The organism is Bradyrhizobium sp. TM102 (genome assembly GCF_009176685.1).
Classification (GTDB): Bacteria; Pseudomonadota; Alphaproteobacteria; order Rhizobiales; family Xanthobacteraceae; genus Bradyrhizobium; species Bradyrhizobium ottawaense.
Genome location: NZ_AP021855.1, coordinates 6871111 through 6887944, shown reverse-complemented (window position 1 = coordinate 6887944; position 16834 = coordinate 6871111). Strand labels below are relative to the sequence as shown.

The 16834-nt window shown below is 66.0% G+C and carries 12 protein-coding genes; 7 read left to right on the top strand and 5 right to left on the bottom strand.

What is annotated here, in order from left to right:
* Positions 1–33: 33 nt before the first annotated feature.
* The 3 genes from GDN70_RS32485 to GDN70_RS32475 all read left to right on the top strand — a co-directional run bounded on the left by GDN70_RS32485 (position 34) and on the right by GDN70_RS32475 (position 7031).
* Complete coding sequence (locus GDN70_RS32485) at positions 34–1755, top strand: AMP-binding protein (RefSeq protein ID WP_038948183.1); 1722 nt, start codon at positions 34–36, stop codon at positions 1753–1755.
* Between the two features lie 12 nt (positions 1756–1767).
* Entirely contained in the window at positions 1768–5073 is a 3306-nt protein-coding gene (locus GDN70_RS32480) for a carboxyl transferase domain-containing protein (protein ID WP_173015918.1), read from the top strand.
* Positions 5074–5168: 95 nt separating this feature from the next.
* Complete coding sequence (locus tag GDN70_RS32475; protein ID WP_173015917.1) at positions 5169–7031, top strand: sigma-54-dependent Fis family transcriptional regulator; 1863 nt, start codon at positions 5169–5171, stop codon at positions 7029–7031.
* 185 nt (positions 7032–7216) lie between these two features.
* On the opposite strand, the gene GDN70_RS32470 is transcribed toward GDN70_RS32475, so the two are convergent.
* Both GDN70_RS32470 and GDN70_RS32465 read right to left on the bottom strand, forming a co-directional pair.
* Complete coding sequence (locus GDN70_RS32470; RefSeq protein WP_152103535.1) at positions 7217–7771, bottom strand: flavin reductase family protein; 555 nt, start codon at positions 7769–7771, stop codon at positions 7217–7219.
* Positions 7772–7828: 57 nt separating this feature from the next.
* Complete coding sequence (locus tag GDN70_RS32465; RefSeq protein ID WP_152103767.1) at positions 7829–8926, bottom strand: LLM class flavin-dependent oxidoreductase; 1098 nt, start codon at positions 8924–8926, stop codon at positions 7829–7831.
* Positions 8927–9164: 238 nt separating this feature from the next.
* On the opposite strand from GDN70_RS32465, the gene GDN70_RS32460 reads away from it, so the two are divergent.
* From GDN70_RS32460 to poxB, 3 genes are all read left to right on the top strand, one after another.
* Positions 9165–10091 carry a 2-dehydro-3-deoxygalactonokinase gene (locus GDN70_RS32460; RefSeq protein ID WP_152103534.1) on the top strand — a complete coding sequence of 309 codons (927 nt, stop codon included), beginning with the start codon at positions 9165–9167 and terminating at the stop codon, positions 10089–10091.
* 1 nt (position 10092) lies between these two features.
* On the top strand, positions 10093–10725 hold the full coding sequence (locus GDN70_RS32455) for a 2-dehydro-3-deoxy-6-phosphogalactonate aldolase (protein ID WP_028140437.1): 633 nt from the start codon (positions 10093–10095) through the stop codon (positions 10723–10725).
* 111 nt (positions 10726–10836) lie between these two features.
* Positions 10837–12573, top strand: a complete 1737-nt coding sequence (gene poxB, locus GDN70_RS32450) for a ubiquinone-dependent pyruvate dehydrogenase (RefSeq protein ID WP_152103533.1) — start codon at positions 10837–10839, stop codon at positions 12571–12573.
* Here poxB and GDN70_RS32445 read toward each other — a convergent pair.
* Both GDN70_RS32445 and GDN70_RS32440 read right to left on the bottom strand, forming a co-directional pair.
* A complete protein-coding gene (locus GDN70_RS32445; RefSeq protein WP_173015916.1) occupies positions 12570–12935 on the bottom strand; it encodes a hypothetical protein in 366 nt (121 codons plus the stop codon). The genes poxB and GDN70_RS32445 overlap by 4 nt on opposite strands.
* Before the next feature lie 67 nt (positions 12936–13002).
* Positions 13003–13911 (bottom strand): PaaI family thioesterase, encoded by a 909-nt coding sequence (locus GDN70_RS32440; RefSeq protein WP_038948194.1) that lies wholly within the window; start codon positions 13909–13911, stop codon positions 13003–13005.
* A 116-nt stretch (positions 13912–14027) separates the two neighbouring features.
* On the opposite strand from GDN70_RS32440, the gene GDN70_RS35300 reads away from it, so the two are divergent.
* Positions 14028–14348, top strand: a complete 321-nt coding sequence (locus GDN70_RS35300) for a hypothetical protein (RefSeq protein WP_028140433.1) — start codon at positions 14028–14030, stop codon at positions 14346–14348.
* A 118-nt stretch (positions 14349–14466) separates the two neighbouring features.
* Here GDN70_RS35300 and GDN70_RS32430 read toward each other — a convergent pair whose 3' ends face one another.
* Complete coding sequence (locus GDN70_RS32430; protein WP_173015915.1) at positions 14467–15936, bottom strand: amidase; 1470 nt, start codon at positions 15934–15936, stop codon at positions 14467–14469.
* Positions 15937–16834 lie beyond the last annotated feature (898 nt).

The window sequence follows — 16834 nt, the reverse complement described above, 5'->3', positions numbered from 1 at the left end:
CTTCGAAAAGAAAAGCAACACGGGAAAGACGTCATGAGCGCGGGTCTCAACGAGAAGGATTATCTCGCTACCTTGCGTGGCCTGTGGGACAAGGCTTGGCCGAAAGGCATGCCGCGTTCGCCGAATTATCTGCACGGCGAAGTTCCCTTGTCGGAATATCTGCGCGCCTGGGCGAAGCGCAGTCCGGAGCGGCCCGCAATCATCTTCTACGGCCACGTCACCACCTATGCCGATCTCGATCGGCAGAGCGACCGTTTTGCGGCGCTGCTGCAAGCCAAGGGCGTCGGCAAGGGTGACCGCGTCGCCGTGTTCCTGCCGAACTGCCCGCAATTCCACATCGTGTTCTTCGGCATTTTGAAGCTCGGCGCGATCCACGTCCCCGTCAGCCCGCTGTCGCGCGCGTTCGAGCTGTCCTACGAGCTCAAGGATACCCAGGCCGATGTGATCGTGGCGCTCGACCAGCTCGCCCCCGTCGTCGAGCAAGTCAGGGGCGAGGTGCGCCTGCGCGAGATCATCGTCACCAGCTTTGCCGACGTCGTTCCGGCAGCGCCCGCGTTCCCCACGCCGGACTCGATCCGCACGCCGCGCGTCGCGGTGCCGGGCGCGACCGATCTGCTGCCGGCGCTCGCCGCAACGCCCACACCTACGCCGCTGCCGCCGCCTGGGCTCGATGACGTCGCCGCGCTCAACTACACCGGCGGCACCACCGGCATGCCCAAGGGCTGCGTCCATACCCATCGCGACATGGTGTACACGGCCGCCGCCAATTACGGCATCTCGGTGCTGTCGGACGAGAACAGCGTGTTCATGTCGTTCTTTCCGGAATTCTGGATCGCCGGCGAAAACTTTGGCCTGATCTTCCCGCTGTTCTCCGGCGCGACGCTGGTGCTGCTGGCGCGCTGGGATGCCGTCGGCGCCATGGCGGCGATCGACAAATACAAGGTCACGATCACCGCGATGCCGGTCGACGGCGCAGTCGAGCTGATGGACCATCCGCGCTGGAGCGAGTTCGATCTGTCGTCGCTGCAGCAGGTCCGCGTCGTCTCCTTCGTCAAGAAGCTCAACGCCGACTATCGCAAGCGCTGGAAGGACCTCACCGGCACGATCCTGATGGAGGCAGCATGGGGCATGACCGAGACCCACACCTCCAACACTTTCACATCTGGCTTCCAAGACGACGATTTCGATCTCAACAACCAGCCGATCTTCGTCGGCCTGCCGGTCCCCGGCGCCGAGTTCAAGATCACCGATTTCGAGACCGGCGCATTGCTGCCGCTCGGCGCGGAAGGCGAGATCCGCGTACGGACGCCCTCGCTGCTCAAGAGCTATTGGAACAAGCCGGAGGCGATCGCCGAGTCGCTCGTCGACGGTTGGCTGCGCACCGGCGATATCGGCAACATCGACAAGGACGGCTTCCTGCACTTCCTGGGCCGCCGCAAGGAGATGCTGAAGGTCAAGGGCATGAGCGTGTTTCCGCCGGAGATCGAGGCACTGCTGGGCCAGCACCCGAAGGTGCTAGGCTCGGGCGTGGTCGGGCGCGACGATCCTGACAAGGGGCAGGTGCCGGTGGCCTATATCCAGCTCAAGCCTGAGGCGGTCGGCACCATCTCTGCGGAAGATCTGCGCGCCTGGTGCGCCGAGCGCATGGCCGTCTACAAGATCCCGGAAGTGCGTATTATCGATGCCCTGCCGCTGACGGCCACGGGCAAGGTGAAGAAGCAGGATCTCGACCCGAATCTTCCTGCTGCTGTCTGAATGAGAGAGACGATGTCGTTCAAGAAGCTCCTGATTGCCAATCGCGGCGAGATCGCCATCCGCATCGCGCGCGCGGCAGCCGATGCCGGCATCGCGACCGTTGCGATCCATCCCACTGATGATGCGCTGTCGCTGCACGTGCGTGTTGCCGACGAAGCGGTCGAAATCCCCGGCCGTGGCGCCAGGGCCTATCTCGACATCGATGCGGTGGTGACGGCGGCAAAGAGCGTCGGCTCCGATGCCGTGCATCCCGGCTACGGCTTCCTTAGCGAGAACGCGGCATTCGCCAACGCGTGCGCCGATGCAGGACTCACCTTCGTCGGCCCGAAGCCGGCCGCGCTCGAACTGTTCGGCGACAAGGTCGCGGCACGACAACTGGCAAAGCGTTGCGGCGTGCCGATCATTGCCGGCACCAGCGGGCCGTCCTCGCTGGAGGAGATCACGGCGTTCTTCAGCTCCCTCGGCAGCAATGCTGCGATCGTGATCAAGGCCATGGCTGGCGGCGGTGGGCGCGGCATGCGCGTCGTCGAGAACGCGGCCGATCTCACGGAGGCCTATGCGCGCTGCCAGTCCGAGGCCAAGGCTGCCTTCGGCTTCGACGGTGTCTATGCCGAGCGGCTGATCCGGCAGGCGCGCCATATCGAGGTGCAGATCATCGGCGACAAGCACGGCGCGATCTCCCATCTCTGGGAGCGCGAATGCACCATCCAGCGCCGGCACCAGAAGCTGATCGAGGTGGCGCCGAGCCCCTCGCTGAGCGAGCCCTTGCGCGGCCGAATCATCGAGGCGGCGAAGCAGCTTGCGACAGCGGCTGCTTACGACAATCTCGGCACCTTCGAGTTCCTGGTCGACGGCACGGCCGAGGACAGCTTTGCCTTCATTGAGGCCAATCCGCGGCTTCAGGTCGAGCACACCGTGACGGAGGAGGTACTCGGGCTCGACCTCGTCCGCGCCCAGCTTGCGGTCGCGGCGGGCAGCACACTCGCCTCGCTTGGCCTTGCGCAGGGATCGATCCCGAAGCCGCGCGGCCATGCCATGCAGCTCCGCGTCAACATGGAGACGCTGGACGCATCAGGCGCGACGCATCCGACCGGCGGCGTGCTCGCTGTTTTCGAGCCGCCGTCAGGGCCGGGCGTGCGCGTCGATAGCTTTGGTTACGCCGGCTACAAGACCAGCGCGGCCTTCGACTCGCTCCTCGCGAAAGTCATCGTGCATACGCCGGGCGAAACCTGGCATGATGTCGTTGCAAAAGCCTCGCGCGCCTTGCGCGAGTTCCGGATCGACGGCGTGGTCACCAATATCGCCTTCCTGCAGGCGGTGCTGGCGCATCCTGATTTCAGGACCAACCGAATCGCGACCGACTTCATCGATCGCAATATCGCAAAGCTCGTCGATGCCGCCGACGGTGCGGCCAAGCCGCTCTACTTTGCGCCGACCGAAGGAAGTGGCGTTTACGGCGCGGAGACGCATGTCGCGCAGATCGTGCCTGAAGGCACGGTGATGGTCGCAGCGCCCTTGCAAGGAACCATCGTCACCATTCAGGTGAAGGAGGGCGAGATCGTGCGCCCCGGCCAGCAGCTCGCCGTGATCGAGTCCATGAAGATGGAGCATCTCGTGATGGCCGAGCAGGGCGGCCGGGTGACAAAACTCGCCGCCGGCGACGGTGCCACGCTGCTGCATGGCGAGGCGATCCTCTATCTGGAGCCGCTCGACGTCGCGGCCGACAGCACGACGGCCGAAGCCGATATCGATCTCGACCACATCCGCCCCGACCTCGCCGAGCTGATCGCGCGCCAGGCCAACACGCTGGATGCGAATCGCCCCGCCTCGGTCGAGCGCCGCCGCAACACCAATCAGCGCACCGCGCGCGAGAACGTCGCCCAGCTCGTCGACGAAGGCTCGTTCATGGAATACGGCAGCCTTGCCATCGCGGCGCAGCGCCGCCGCCGCAAGCTCGACGATCTCATCAAGAACACGCCGGCCGACGGTCTCGTCATGGGCGTCGCCACGGTCAATGGCGAGAAGTTCGGGCCCGAGGGTGCGCGCTGCATCGTCGTGGCCTATGACTACACCGTGCTCGCGGGCACGCAGGGCCACATGAACCACAAGAAGATCGACCGCATGCTGACCTTGGCGGAAGATTGGCGCGTGCCGCTGGTGTTCTATGCCGAAGGTGGCGGCGGCCGGCCCGGCGACACTGATCGGCTCGGCATGACCGGTCTCGACGGTCCGTCCTTCGTGCAGTTCGCAAGGCTCTCCGGCCTCGTGCCCGTGATTGGTGTCGTCTCCGGCTATTGCTTCGCCGGCAACGCCGCGATGCTCGGCTGCTGCGACGTCATCATCGCCACCAAGAACGCTTCGATCGGCATGGGCGGTCCTGCGATGATCGAGGGCGGCGGCCTCGGCGTCTATCACCCCGCCGAGGTCGGCCCTGTCTCGTTCCAATCGCCGAACGGCGTCATCGACATCCTCGTCGAAGACGAGGAGGAGGCGACAAGGATCGCGCAAAAATACCTGTCCTATTTCCAGGGCGCGGTGACGGAGTGGGAGGCCGCCGACCAGCGCCTGCTGCGCCGGGCCATCCCCGAGAATCGCCTGCGCGTCTACGATATCCGCAGCGTCATCGATCTCGTCGCCGACAAGGATTCCGTTCTGGAGCTGCGCCGCGACTACGGCGTCGGCATGATCACCGCGCTGATCCGCATCGAGGGAAAACCGTTCGGCCTGATCGCCAACAATCCGCGTCACCTTGGCGGCGCCATCGATGCCGATGCCGGCGACAAGGCCGCGCGCTTCCTCCAGCTCTGCGACGCGTTCGATTTGCCCGTCGTCTCGCTCTGCGACACGCCCGGCTTCATGGTCGGCCCGGAAGCGGAGAAGACCGCGATCGTGCGCCACGTCTCCCGCATGTTCGTCACGGGCGCGAGCCTCACCGTGCCGCTGTTCGGCATCGTGCTGCGCAAGGGGTATGGCCTCGGCGCACAGTCGATGATCGGCGGCGGCTTCCACGCCTCGTTCTTCACCGCGGCCTGGCCGACCGGCGAGTTCGGCGGCATGGGGCTGGAGGGGTACGTCCGCCTCGGCTTCCGCAAGGAGATGGAAGCCATCGCCGACCCCGAGGAGCGCGAGACCTATTACCGCAACAAGGTCGCCGAGCTCTATGCCAACGGCAAGGCGGTCTCGATCGCCTCGGTGTTCGAGATCGACAACGTCATCGACCCCGCCGAGACGCGGCGCTGGATCATGGCCGGACTCCGTTCGGTGCCGAAGCCGCCGGCCAGGGCCGGGAAGAAGCGGCCGTGCATCGATACGTGGTGAGGGCGGTGCAGCAATAGCTGCGTTTCGGTTCCGGATTGACATCCCCGCCTGTGGTGCCAGACTTTGCACAATAATACAGGGTGGAGACGTCCGCGATGGCCAGCCTGTCGGCCTCGAACCATGTCGCCCGCGTCTTGTCCGTCGCCAATCAATTGGCCGACGTCGATGCCTCTTCGCGCATTGCCGATTCTTGGCGGCGCTGCCTGATCAGCCACAAGCTCGACCCCGCCCGCCAGGGACCGCCGCAGACGCTGACCGAGGCCGAGGTCCGGCATGTCGCCGAACCGATGGAGCAGCTGATCCAGCTGGCGACGCCGGAGCTCGAAGACCTCGCGCGGGTGCTGCGCGAGGCCGGCTATTGCGTCAATCTCGCCGACCCCAGCGCCACGATGCTGTGGAGCCGGCTGCCCGGCCCGGCCGATACTGAGATATTCATGCGCTGGAAGGTCTATACCGGCTCGAATTTTTCCGAGGCTTTCGAAGGCACCAACGGGCTCGGCACCGCACTTGCGGAGCAAAGGCCGATCCTGGTGCATCGTGACGAGCATTTTCGCGCGCAGTGGCACATGTTCTCCTGCGCCGTGGCGCCGCTGTTCGACCACGCCGGTCGCCTCGCCGGTGCCGTGAACATCACCTCTTGCCGAGAGGATCTCGAGCGCGCTGCGCATCAGCTCGCGCTCGCGGTGACGATGGAGGCGACGCGGCGCATGGAGGGCGCGATCTTCCGCGGTCATTTCCGCAACGCCTGGATCGCGACCGTGCCGGGCGACGGCGGCAGCGGTCTGCTGGCCTATGACGACGATCGCCGCATCGTCGGCGCCTGCCGTTCGGCGCGCGCACTGCTGGGCCTCACCGACGGCTTGATCGCATCCGGCATCGACCTGTCGCGCTACGTCAAGTTCGATCGTCATGCCGCCCGCGGCGCGGACGAGACAGTCGAGTTGCGTCGCGCCGATGGCAGTGCGTTAGGGCAGGGGCATGTTGCGCCGCCCCTGCAGACGAGATCATCGGCGCGTCCGCTCGCGCCGCGCCGCGATGCGCCTGTCGATCGCTTCGACGCGCTGCACCGGCTTGCCGGTCGCGATCCCGGGCTGATCAGGAGCGTGAAGCGGCTCCGAAGCATCGGCGATCACAATCTGCCGGTGCTGCTCCATGGCGAGACCGGCGTCGGCAAGGACGTGTTCGCGCGCGCCATTCACGCCGCGAGCAGCCGGGCGCGCAGCAATTATGTCGCACTGAATTGCGCGGCGATGCCGGAGAGCCTGATCGACGCCGAGCTGTTCGGCTACGAGGCCGGCGCGTTCACCGGGGCGCGGCGCGACGGCTCGAAGGGCCTGATCGTGCAGGCCGACGGCGGCACGCTGTTCCTCGACGAGATCGGCGACATGCCGATCGCGCTGCAGACGCGTTTGCTACGCGTGCTGGAAAACCGAGAGGTTTGGCCGCTCGGCGCACTCAAGCCTGTCGCCGTCGACATCCGCCTCATCAGCGCCACGCACCGCGATCTCGGCCGCATGGCCGAAGAAGGCGGCTTCCGCGCCGACCTCTATTTCCGCCTGCGCGGCCTCGAGGTACGGCTGCCGGCCTTGCGCGAGCGTGCCGACCGGGACGACGTCATCCGCCAGATCGCGCGCGAGGAGGCGCCGAACTGCAGGCTTTCGGACCAAGCGTGGTCGCAACTCTCGGCCTATTCCTATCCCGGCAACATGCGCCAGCTTCGCCACGTGCTGCGGCTCGCCGGCTGCACGGCGGAGAACGGCGTCATCACCGATGCGGATCTCGACCTGCCGCCGTTCGGAAAAGCGGAGCCGGACCTCGAAGCGGCCGAGCGCGCCACGATCGTCGAGGCGCTGCGCAAGCACGGCGGACGCGTCGCCGAAGCAGCACGGGCACTGAAGCTCAGCCGCGCGACGCTCTATCGGAAGATCAAGCTGCTGAAGATCGAAACGGCGCAGTAGCGGTCTCTGTCCCAGATCACAGACGTCGGAAGGTGGGCAAAGGCGCACTTGCGCCGTGCCCACGTCTTCTCGTTTAGGACCTAAGACGTGGGCACGCTTCCGCCTTCGCTCTTCGAGCTACGGCGGACAAGTCGCTTTGCCCACCCTACGATCTCTGTAGTCGTGGATCGCTTGCGTGGCGCCTCTTACGAAAAATCCGTCCAGCTCAGATGCCGTGAATCGAGGTCGCCGACCGTCACCGTTTCGCGCATCTCATGCGGCGTGTGAAAACTGCTGCGCAGGTACACCAGCGGCGCTGCGGTCGCCAAATGCGACACGCCGCGCACTTCGCCGACGAAGATCGAATGCGTCGTCGTCTCGAACTCCTGCGCCAGCACGCAATCGAATGCGGCGACCGCATCCGTCAGCACCGGGGCGCCGGTCGCGCCGCGCGTCCACTGTCCGAACGCAAAACGGTCGTCGCCGTTGACGCCCTTCTGGCCGCTGAAGGTGAGCGCGAGCAGGGCGTGATCCTCGTGCAGGAAGTTGATCGCGAAGGCGCCTTCCTCGCGGATGCGCGCATGTGCGCTGGCGTTGCGGTTGACGCAGACGATCAGCGACGGCGGGGAGTCCGACAGCGAGCAGGCCGAGGTCACCGTCAATCCCGTGCGCTTGCCGTGCTCGGCGCCGACCGTCACCAGCGCGACGGCGCCGGCACATTGGCGCATCGCCTGCTTGAAATCCTTTGCGTCCACGCTCACGCCGAGGCCTCCGAAATGGAAACGGGTGCGGCACGATCGCGCCGCACCCGCTGAGCGTCAAGCCGCCTTCTTCGCGGAGCCGAGATGCGCAAGGCGCGGCATCACCTCGTTCTTCAGCAGCGAGAGCGAGTGATGCCAGGCTTCCGCCTTGTGCTTGTAGTCGAAGCCGAACACCAGCAGCACGCCGAAGCCGCCGACCTCGTCGTAGATCTTCTCGATCTTCTCGGCGACGGTCGCGGGCGAGCCGAGGATCCAGTTCCGCTTGGCGCAATATTCGACGGTGACGTCGCTGTCGGGCACATCAGGGGCGTGCTTGAGATAATCCTTGAAGCCGAAATGGCCGAGCAGCGGCAGGAAATACTCGCCCATCATCCGGCCCATCATGTCGCCGGTCGAGAGCTTCCAGGCTTCCTCGTCGGTGTCGGCGACGAACACCTCGCGCACCAGACGCCAATCCTGCCGGTTCGGCTTGCGCCCGGTCTTGGCGGCGCCGATCTCGACGGAGTCCCAGTGGCTCGAGACATAGGCCGGGTTGAGGTTGAGGCTCATCGGGATGAAGCCGCGCTCGCCGGCGAGCTTCAGCGTGTCCGAGTTCTTCGACAGCCCGGCGACGCCGATCGGCGGGTGCGGCGCCTGCAGCGGCTTGATGTGCGGCTTGAGGAAGTCGAACATCGTGTCCGGCTTGGTCACCGTCCAGAACTTGCCCTTGTGGGTGAAGGGCGCGGGCTCGGTCCACAGCTTCAGGATGATCTCCAGCGCCTCGCGCGTCATGTCGCGGTTCTGCCCGCTCATGCCGTCGACGTTGAACATCGCCCAGTCGCTCGGCAGGCCGGAGGCCGCGACGCCGAAATTGAGCCGGCCCTCGGAGAGATGGTCGAGCATCGCGACCCTGTTGGCGAGCTCGGCCGGATGGTGATAGGGCAGCAGGAATCCGCCCGGCCCGATCCGAAGCTTCTTGGTCTGCATCAGGGCCTGCGCGATCAGGAGGTCCGGCGTGGGATTGGGTTCCCAGGGCGCGGTGTGGTGCTCGCCGACCCAGGCCTCCTGATAGCCGAGCTCGTCGAGCCAGCGCATGACCTGCAGGTCCCAATCGTTCCCTTCCTTCAGGCCGCACTCCGGCGGATGCGAAGGCATCGTGAAATAGCCGATCTCCATGGGTTTCCTCATCTGATGTTGACGCGTCTTGTCGCGCGTTGACGGAGTTGAGCAACGAAGCTTCAGCAAGCGCTGTGCCAGCGGTTCAGCAAGCGCTGTGCCAGCACGGCTGAGCCTCGAATTGCGGAGAAAGGGCTGGTTTGCCCGCACAATAGCCGGTATCCCGGCGGTAGACCCGCAAGACGTCGTCTCATTGTCGCGAGACGGCGTCCCGGCCGTGAGACGAGGACAGTTTCGAATGACCGAACCCGCTTATGTCGCGGTGGACTGGGGCACCAGCAGTTTCCGGTTGTGGCTGGTCGATCGTGCCGGCCAGGTGCTGACCGAGCGCCGCAGCGGCGAGGGCATGCTGGCGGCGGCGAAGGCAGGCTTTCCCGCCGTGCTGCGATCGCATCTTGCGGCGATCGAAGCGCCGGATCATCTGCCGGTTCTGGTCTGCGGCATGGCCGGTGCCAAGACTGGCTGGGTCGAAGCCGGCTATGTCGACACGCCGGCGCCGCTCTCGGCCGTCCTGAAACAGGCCGTGCGCGTCCCCGGCGAAGCGCGCGGCATCCGCATCCTGCCGGGCATCGCGCAGCGCGATGCAGCCGCGCCGGACGTCATGCGCGGCGAGGAAACGCAGCTGCTCGGCGCGCTCGGCCTCGATGCCGCGGGCGAGGCGCTGGTCTGCATGCCCGGCACGCATTCGAAATGGGTGCGCGTGAGGGACGGCGTGGTCGAACGCTTCTCCACCTTCATGACCGGCGAGCTCTTCAGCGTCGTCTCGCGCGAGACCATCCTGTCGCTCGCGGTCGCCGGCGCCGACGAGGCCGAGGATGTCGCGAGCTTCAAGGCGGCGGTGAAGGCCGCCTATGAGGCGCCGGCCTTCGCCGCCAATCTCTTGTTCGGCGCGCGGTCGCGCCAGCTTCTGTTCGGCGGCACGCCGGCCGCGGCGCGCGAGACGCTGTCGGGGACGTTGATCGGCGTCGAGCTGGCGGCGGGGCTTTCGGGCCTCGTGCCGCAAGCGGGCGTCAAGCTGATCGCCTCGGGGCGGCTTGCGATGCTGTACCGGCTGGCGTTTGAGGCGCTGTCGGTCAACGCTGATACGGTCGATGCGGATGAAGCCGTCCGCCGTGGCCTTTCGATGGCAGCTGCCGCGATCTGGACGAAATCAGAGGATCTTTGAGATGAGCGTTCCCTTTCCGCCGATGAAGCGGCCGCTGGTTGCGATCCTGCGTGGCGTCAAGCCCGAGGAGACCGAGGCGATCGTCGCCGTGCTGATCGAAGCCGGCATGACCGCGATCGAGATCCCCCTGAACTCGCCCGATCCGTTCCGCTCCATTGCAACGGCGGTGAAGCAGGCACCTCCGGGCGTGCTGATCGGCGCCGGCACGGTGCTGGCGACCGCGGATGTCGATCGTCTCAACGACGCCGGCGGCAGGCTGATGGTCTCGCCGAATGTGGACACGCAGGTGCTCGTGCGTGCGCATCAGTACGCCATGGTCACGCTACCCGGCGTGTTCTCGCCGACCGAGGCGCTGCTTGCCGCGCGCTCCGGCGCATCGGGCCTGAAATTCTTTCCGGCCAGCGTGCTAGGTGCCTCCGGCATTGCCGCGATCCGCGCCGTGCTGCCATCAGGCGTCATGATCGCGGCCGTCGGCGGCGTCTCCGATCAGAATTTTGCCGAGTACATCAAGGGCGGCGTCACCGCCTTCGGGCTCGGCTCCAGCCTCTACAAGCCCGGCATGAGCGTCGCCGACGTCGCCGCGCGCGCGAAGGCGACGATCGCGGCTTACGATCGGGCAATTCAGAAAGATTGAACGGACAATAACTAGCCGTGATCCTGACATAGCCTATTGTGCCACCACATGGAGTCGCGATGCTGATATTTGCGCATCGTGTGATGTGACTGGCTGAATCAGGAGACCGACATGGCGATCAACAACGTGGCCGATCTGTTCGTGGCAACGCTCGAGCAGGCCGGCGTCAAGCGCATCTACGGCATCGTCGGCGACAGCCTGAACGCCCTGACCGAGGCGCTGCGCCGCCGCGGCACCATCGAATGGATCCATGTCCGCCACGAGGAGGTCGCCGCGTTCGCCGCCGCCGGCGAAGCCGAGATGACCGGAAGCCTTGCGGTGTGCGCGGGCTCCTGCGGCCCCGGCAATCTGCATCTGATCAACGGCCTGTTCGACGCACATCGCAGCCGCGTTCCCGTGCTGGCGATCGCGGCGCAGATCCCGACCGCCGAGATCGGCGGTGGCTATTTCCAGGAGACCCATCCGCAGAACCTGTTCCGCGAATGCAGCCATTATTGCGAGCTGGTGTCCGACCCGAGCCAGCTTCCTTACGTGCTGGAGAATGCCATCCGTGCGGCGGTGGGCCTGCGCGGTGTCGCCGTCGTCGCCATGCCCGGCGACGTCGCGTTCCGCAGCCCGCCCAAGCGCGCGCTGTCGACCACGCGCGGACTCGCGCTGTCGGCGCCCCATGTGGTGCCGCAGGCGAATGAGCTGAAGGCGCTGGCCGACCTTCTCAACGGCACCGAGCGCGTCACCCTGTTCTGCGGCCGCGGCTGCGCCGGCGCGCATGCGCCCTTGATGCAGCTGGCCGAAGCGCTGAAAAGCCCGATCGTGCATGCGCTCGGCGGCAAGGAGCACGTCGAATACGACAACCCCTATGACGTCGGCATGACCGGCTTCATCGGCTTCTCCTCGGGCTATGCCGCCATGCACGCCTGCGACGCGCTGGTGATGCTCGGCACCGATTTTCCCTACAAGCAGTTCTTCCCTGATGATGCGAAGGTCGCGCAGATCGACATCCGCCCGGAAAATCTGGGACGGCGCTGCAAGATCGATCTCGGCCTCGTCGGCGACGTCAAGCTGACCATCGAAGCGCTGCTGCCGCTGCTGAAAGCGAAGACGCAGCGCAAGCATCTCGACGACGCCGTCGCGCACTACAAGAAGGCGCGCGAGGGTTTGGACTCGCTCGCCAAGGGCACGCCGGGCAGCAAGCCGATCCACCCGCAATATCTCGCAAAGATCATCAGCGATCATGCCTCCGACGATGCGGTCTTCACCGCCGATGTCGGCACACCCACGGTGTGGGCCGCGCGCTATCTCGACATGAATGGCCGCCGCCGGCTGATCGGCTCCTTCGTGCACGGCTCGATGGCCAACGCGATGCCGCAGGCGATCGGTGCGCAGGCCGCCCAGCCGGGCCGCCAGGTCATCTCGCTCTCCGGCGACGGCGGCTTCACCATGATGATGGGCGATCTGATCACGCTGACGCAAGAGAAGCTGCCGGTGAAGGTCGTGATCTTCAACAACGGCGTGCTCGGCTTCGTCGCGCTGGAGATGAAGGCGGCAGGTTTCGTCGACACCAATGTCGACCTGGAGAATCCCGATTTCGCGGCGATGGCGCGCGCAATGGGCATCTTTGCCAAACGCGTCGAGGACCCCGGCGAGCTCCCCGGTGCGGTCAAGGAGATGCTCGCCCATGACGGCCCGGCCCTGCTCGACGTCGTCACCGCCAAGCAGGAGCTGTCGATGCCGCCGACCATCACCACCGAGCAGGTCAAGGGGTTCAGCCTCTGGGTCCTGCGCGCGGTGATGAACGGCCGCGGTGACGAGGTGCTTGATCTTGCGAAGACGAATTTGTTGCCGCGTTAGCCCCGCTTCACCGAAGGCGCGGGCAGCTGCTCCTGGCGGCGCTGGAAGCGCTGCCAGTGCAGCACGCTGCCGATCAGCAGGGCCGGCAGGAAGCCGAGCGCGATCAGGAAATGCGGCAGCTGCGTCGGCGAGACGAAGGCGATGGCGATGTCCGAGATCAGCCAGAGCGCTGCGAACATCACCGCAAAGTCCGTTCGCGCGCAGCGCAAATAGTAGAACACGGCGGTGATGACGATCGCGGGGCCGATCGCAACGCCGATCATGATCGCGGTCAGCTCCTTCGGCGTCAACGCGTCGAGCATCATCGCGGCCAGCAGCCAGAGTGCGGCGAACATGGCGACGATGTCGAGCGGATGCCGCAATTCAATACCTCTCGCGGGGACGCGCTATCGTTGTGGCCGGAGCTGCGGCCGTCAAGTCAAAATGCGCTTATTCCTCGTCACTTCCGGGCGTCGGGCGCAGCATGAAATGGCCGAAGGCGGTGGCGATCGGCTTGGCCGCGTCATCCTGCCAGGCGCGCGCCTCGAAGGCGACGATACGCCGGCCCTGCTTCACGATCGAGACGTTGGCAAACGTGTCGAGCGCACGGCCGGAGCGCAGATAGTTGACGGTGAGCCCGATCGGCTTGGGTGGCGCGGCGGCGCCGAGCTCGCGCGCGACGCCGATGACAGCCGTGGTCTCGAGGAAGGCTCCGGTCATGCCGCCATGGATCGCGGGCAGGATCGGGTTGCCGATGATTTTTGGCGAGAACGGCATCGTCAGTGTGCCGTCGTCATTGACGCGGATGCCGAGAGCGCGCGCGAACGGGCTGCGCGCGAAGGGGCCATCCGGATCTTCCGGCGCCTCCAGCACCGGGATGCTGCGCGCATCCATCCTGCGGTCGGCGAGCATGTTGGTGCGGTTGGCGCCGATCATGAAGCAGGCGGTCGCAGTCGCTACCGGATCGTCCTCGGACTCCTGATAGGCGGTGGAGCGCACGAAGGCGATCGAGCGCGTGGTGCGGTAGCAGACCGAATGCGCCTTGATGTCGAGGCCGGGTGTCGCCGGCTTCTGGTAGTCGATGCGCAGGTCGAGGGTTGCGATCGCGCGCGTGCCGTCGAGCGCAAGTTGCACCGCCATGCCGCAGCTCTCGTCCAGCATCGCGGTGACGACGCCGCCATGCAGCACGCCGGTCTCGGTGTCGCCGACGAAGACGGGACGATAGGGCAGGCTCGACCAGGCCTCAGCCGGCGCAAAGCGGTCGAGCTGGAGCCCGCTGATATGGCCGTAATCGGAGCGGCGGCCCTGGACGGCGTCGGCGAGTTCCTCGAACGGGAGCGTGGTTGGTATGGTGCTCATGGGAAGGTTCTAGACCAGTGTCGGGCGCCGCGCAAAACCCCGAATTGGCCTCGACAGGGCAGGCCGAAGCACCGATGGTGGGCGCTTCGTTCGCCGACTAGCCGCAAGGAGCGCCCATGGCCGACCCCGAAACGCCCGCCAACAATCAGGGGCCCGTCACCATTTCGAGCTCCAGCTCCGAGCGGGCGCCGATCATCTATTTCGACGGTGCGTCCTGCTTCGGCCATCACAACGGCGCGATCCAGATCGAGCTCGCCGCGAACCTCCTGATGCCGGTCGGCGCGGCCGTCAGGGTCGACGTGATCCAGACCGCGCATCTGCGCTGCAGCGTCGCCGCAGCGCTTGCGCTGCGCGAAGCCCTCGACAAGGCACTGGCGATGTTCCGGCAGGGCCAGCAACAGCCGGTGACGGAGGAGATCCCGGCGGTGAAGAATTGAGATCGGAACGCTCTAGGATCTCGTCGCGAAACAAGACCTCATCCTGAGGGCCCGCCATCGGCGGGCGTCTCGAAGGATGGCCGCGAGCGCGAGGGCCTACGAAACAAATAGGCCTGCCTCAGCCCACATGCACCTTCGGCTTCTTGCCGCCGTTCCACTTGCCGTCGAGCGCGCGCTCGATCTGGGCGGCGAGTTGCAAGAGCAGGCCGTCATTGGCCTGCTTCCCGATCGCCTGGATGCCGAGCGGAAGGCCGTGGTCCTGGGCCGCCATCGGCATCGAGATCGCGGGCATGCCGCAGAGATTGGCGAGCGGCGTGAAGGCGAAGAAGCGCCAGAGATTGTCGAACCAGTCGCGCACATCGGGATTGTCGGAGATGGTGAGATATTCCCTGGTGCCGACCTTCGGTGTCGGCAGCGCGGTGATTGGCGTCAGGATCACGTCCCACTGCTCGAAGAAGGCGCCGAAGCCGCGTGACGTGGTGTTGAACACGCCTTGCATCTTCGCCCGCTCGGCAAAGGTGGTGTGGCGGCCGGCTTCCCAGATCCGGATGTTCATCGGCTCGATCAGGTCTTCCGGCGGTCTTTCCAGCCCGCGGGCGGCGAGCATGTTGGAGATCACCACCGCGAAATTCGAAATGTAGCACGTGGTCTGCGCCTCGAATGCAGCGGGAAGGTCGATCTCCGGCAGCGCATAGTCGACGTGATGGCCGAGGCCTTCGAGGAAGCGTCCGGCCTTCTCCAGCTCGGCTGCGAGCTCGGGCGTCGCGGTGTAGTTGCCCCATGTGTGCGACAGCGCGATGCGCAGCTTCGAGGGATCGCGCTTGATCATCTCGGAATAAGGCTGCGCCGTGGTCCAGAACGGCATGAACTCGCCGGGCGCAGGCCCGCGGGCATGATCGACGAAGGCGGCGGTGTCGCGCACCGAGCGCGACTGGCAGCCCTGGATCGAGACGAGGCCGGTGAGATCGGACATGTGGGGGGCGAGCGAGAACACGCCGCGCGAGACTTTCAGCCCGATATTGCCGTTGACGCCGGCGGGAATGCGGATCGAGCCGCCGCCGTCGGTCGCATGCGCGATCGGCACCACGCCGGCCGCGACCATCGCGGCGCTGCCGGCCGACGAGCCGCAGGTGGTGTAGTCGGTATTCCAGGGATTGCGGGTGACGTAGACGGCGGGATTATCGGCCGAAGAGCACACGCCGAATTCCGGCGTCGTGGTGCGCCCGATCAGGTTGAGGCCGGCCTGGCGGAATTTGCCGGTGAGGAACGTATCGGCCGCGGCGCGATTGCCGCGCATCAACAGCGAGCCCATTTCCTGCAGCCGGCCTTTCATGGTCGGCCCGAGGTCCTTCATCAGGAACGGCAGGCCGGCGAACGGACCTGCGAGATTGGCGCCGTCCTTGGCGGGATCGGCGATCACGTCCTCGAACAGCTCGACCACGCCCGACAGCGCCGGATTGACCTTGGCGACACCCGCGGCAGCCTGGCGCGCCAATTCCTTCGCCGTCAGCTCGCCCTTGCGGACACGCCCCGCCAGCGCGACGCCATCGTGCTGCGCCCATTCAGTCCAGCTCATCGGCAAAGTCATGAAGTCCAAATCCCTTTGATGCGGCGCCACCTTCCTTTAGCAAGGGACCGCCTGAATCAACTGAGCCGGCACGAGGGGCAGGGTTGCATGGGGCGGAGAGGTCGCAAGGCGGGTCTCAATCCGGCAGTGGTGCGATGGTTGCAACCGGGCTGGCGGACGTTCGACCGTAGCCCGTAGCCTGCCGCGCCAATCCCGGATTACGCCTGCGCTGCATCCATCGTTACTGTGTCGCCCTCTGTCAATCCATAAGCGCAAAAATATTCCACTTTACCGAAATTCGGTTTCGGCGTATGTGTCGGCCCATCCCGGCTCATCCTTGAGGGGCGGTCGTACGTCGTCACGATATGCGAGCCGGGTTGCGATGGACGCAGCAGCGTCGTCACGAGAGGTCAAGGGCAGGGCGGGTAGTCCCTGTGAGCCCGTTGGCCGCGTGCGGACGAGCGGCGCTGATGCGTACGGCAAAACCGTGTGGTCCTGGCCGTCGTTGCTACGGTCAAGCCCTTGGCGGAGATGCGCGCGAGCCCAACCGGGCGGACGGCATCGTCAATTCGCGGGGCGAGGGAGGCCAGAAGGAAAGTTCGGCTCCCGGGAGAGCGCGGCATAAGCCGTCCGACCATCGCGCAGGGAAGGCCGAGTGATTGGCGCCACCTGTATGCTGCTGTGCGGTCTCTTTGCGCTACACTTCGCGCAGCAGACCGTGGGTGCGAGGTCAGCACCCGGCCTTCCCTGCGCCCTCTTGGCTTCGAGGGTGGAGCGACCAGCCAAAGCTCGGGCGAAATGCGCCGCGAGGACGAAAAAGCGTGTCTGCGATTTGAAGATGACAATGAAGCGAATTGCGCTCTCGTGCCCCGGACGCTGCGCAGCGCTCCTTCAGCGGTGCGCTGCAGAGCCGGGGCCC

Coding starts and splice junctions, on each gene's coding strand:
- GDN70_RS32485 (WP_038948183.1), top strand. CDS start 34: ATGAGCGCGGGTCTCAACGAGAAGGATTATCTCGCTACCTTGCGTGGC.
- GDN70_RS32480 (WP_173015918.1), top strand. CDS start 1,768: ATGTCGTTCAAGAAGCTCCTGATTGCCAATCGCGGCGAGATCGCCATC.
- GDN70_RS32475 (WP_173015917.1), top strand. CDS start 5,169: ATGGCCAGCCTGTCGGCCTCGAACCATGTCGCCCGCGTCTTGTCCGTC.
- GDN70_RS32465 (WP_152103767.1), bottom strand. CDS start 8,926: ATGGAGATCGGCTATTTCACGATGCCTTCGCATCCGCCGGAGTGCGGC.
- GDN70_RS32460 (WP_152103534.1), top strand. CDS start 9,165: ATGACCGAACCCGCTTATGTCGCGGTGGACTGGGGCACCAGCAGTTTC.
- GDN70_RS32455 (WP_028140437.1), top strand. CDS start 10,093: ATGAGCGTTCCCTTTCCGCCGATGAAGCGGCCGCTGGTTGCGATCCTG.
- poxB (WP_152103533.1), top strand. CDS start 10,837: ATGGCGATCAACAACGTGGCCGATCTGTTCGTGGCAACGCTCGAGCAG.
- GDN70_RS32440 (WP_038948194.1), bottom strand. CDS start 13,911: ATGAGCACCATACCAACCACGCTCCCGTTCGAGGAACTCGCCGACGCC.
- GDN70_RS35300 (WP_028140433.1), top strand. CDS start 14,028: ATGGCCGACCCCGAAACGCCCGCCAACAATCAGGGGCCCGTCACCATT.
- GDN70_RS32430 (WP_173015915.1), bottom strand. CDS start 15,936: ATGACTTTGCCGATGAGCTGGACTGAATGGGCGCAGCACGATGGCGTC.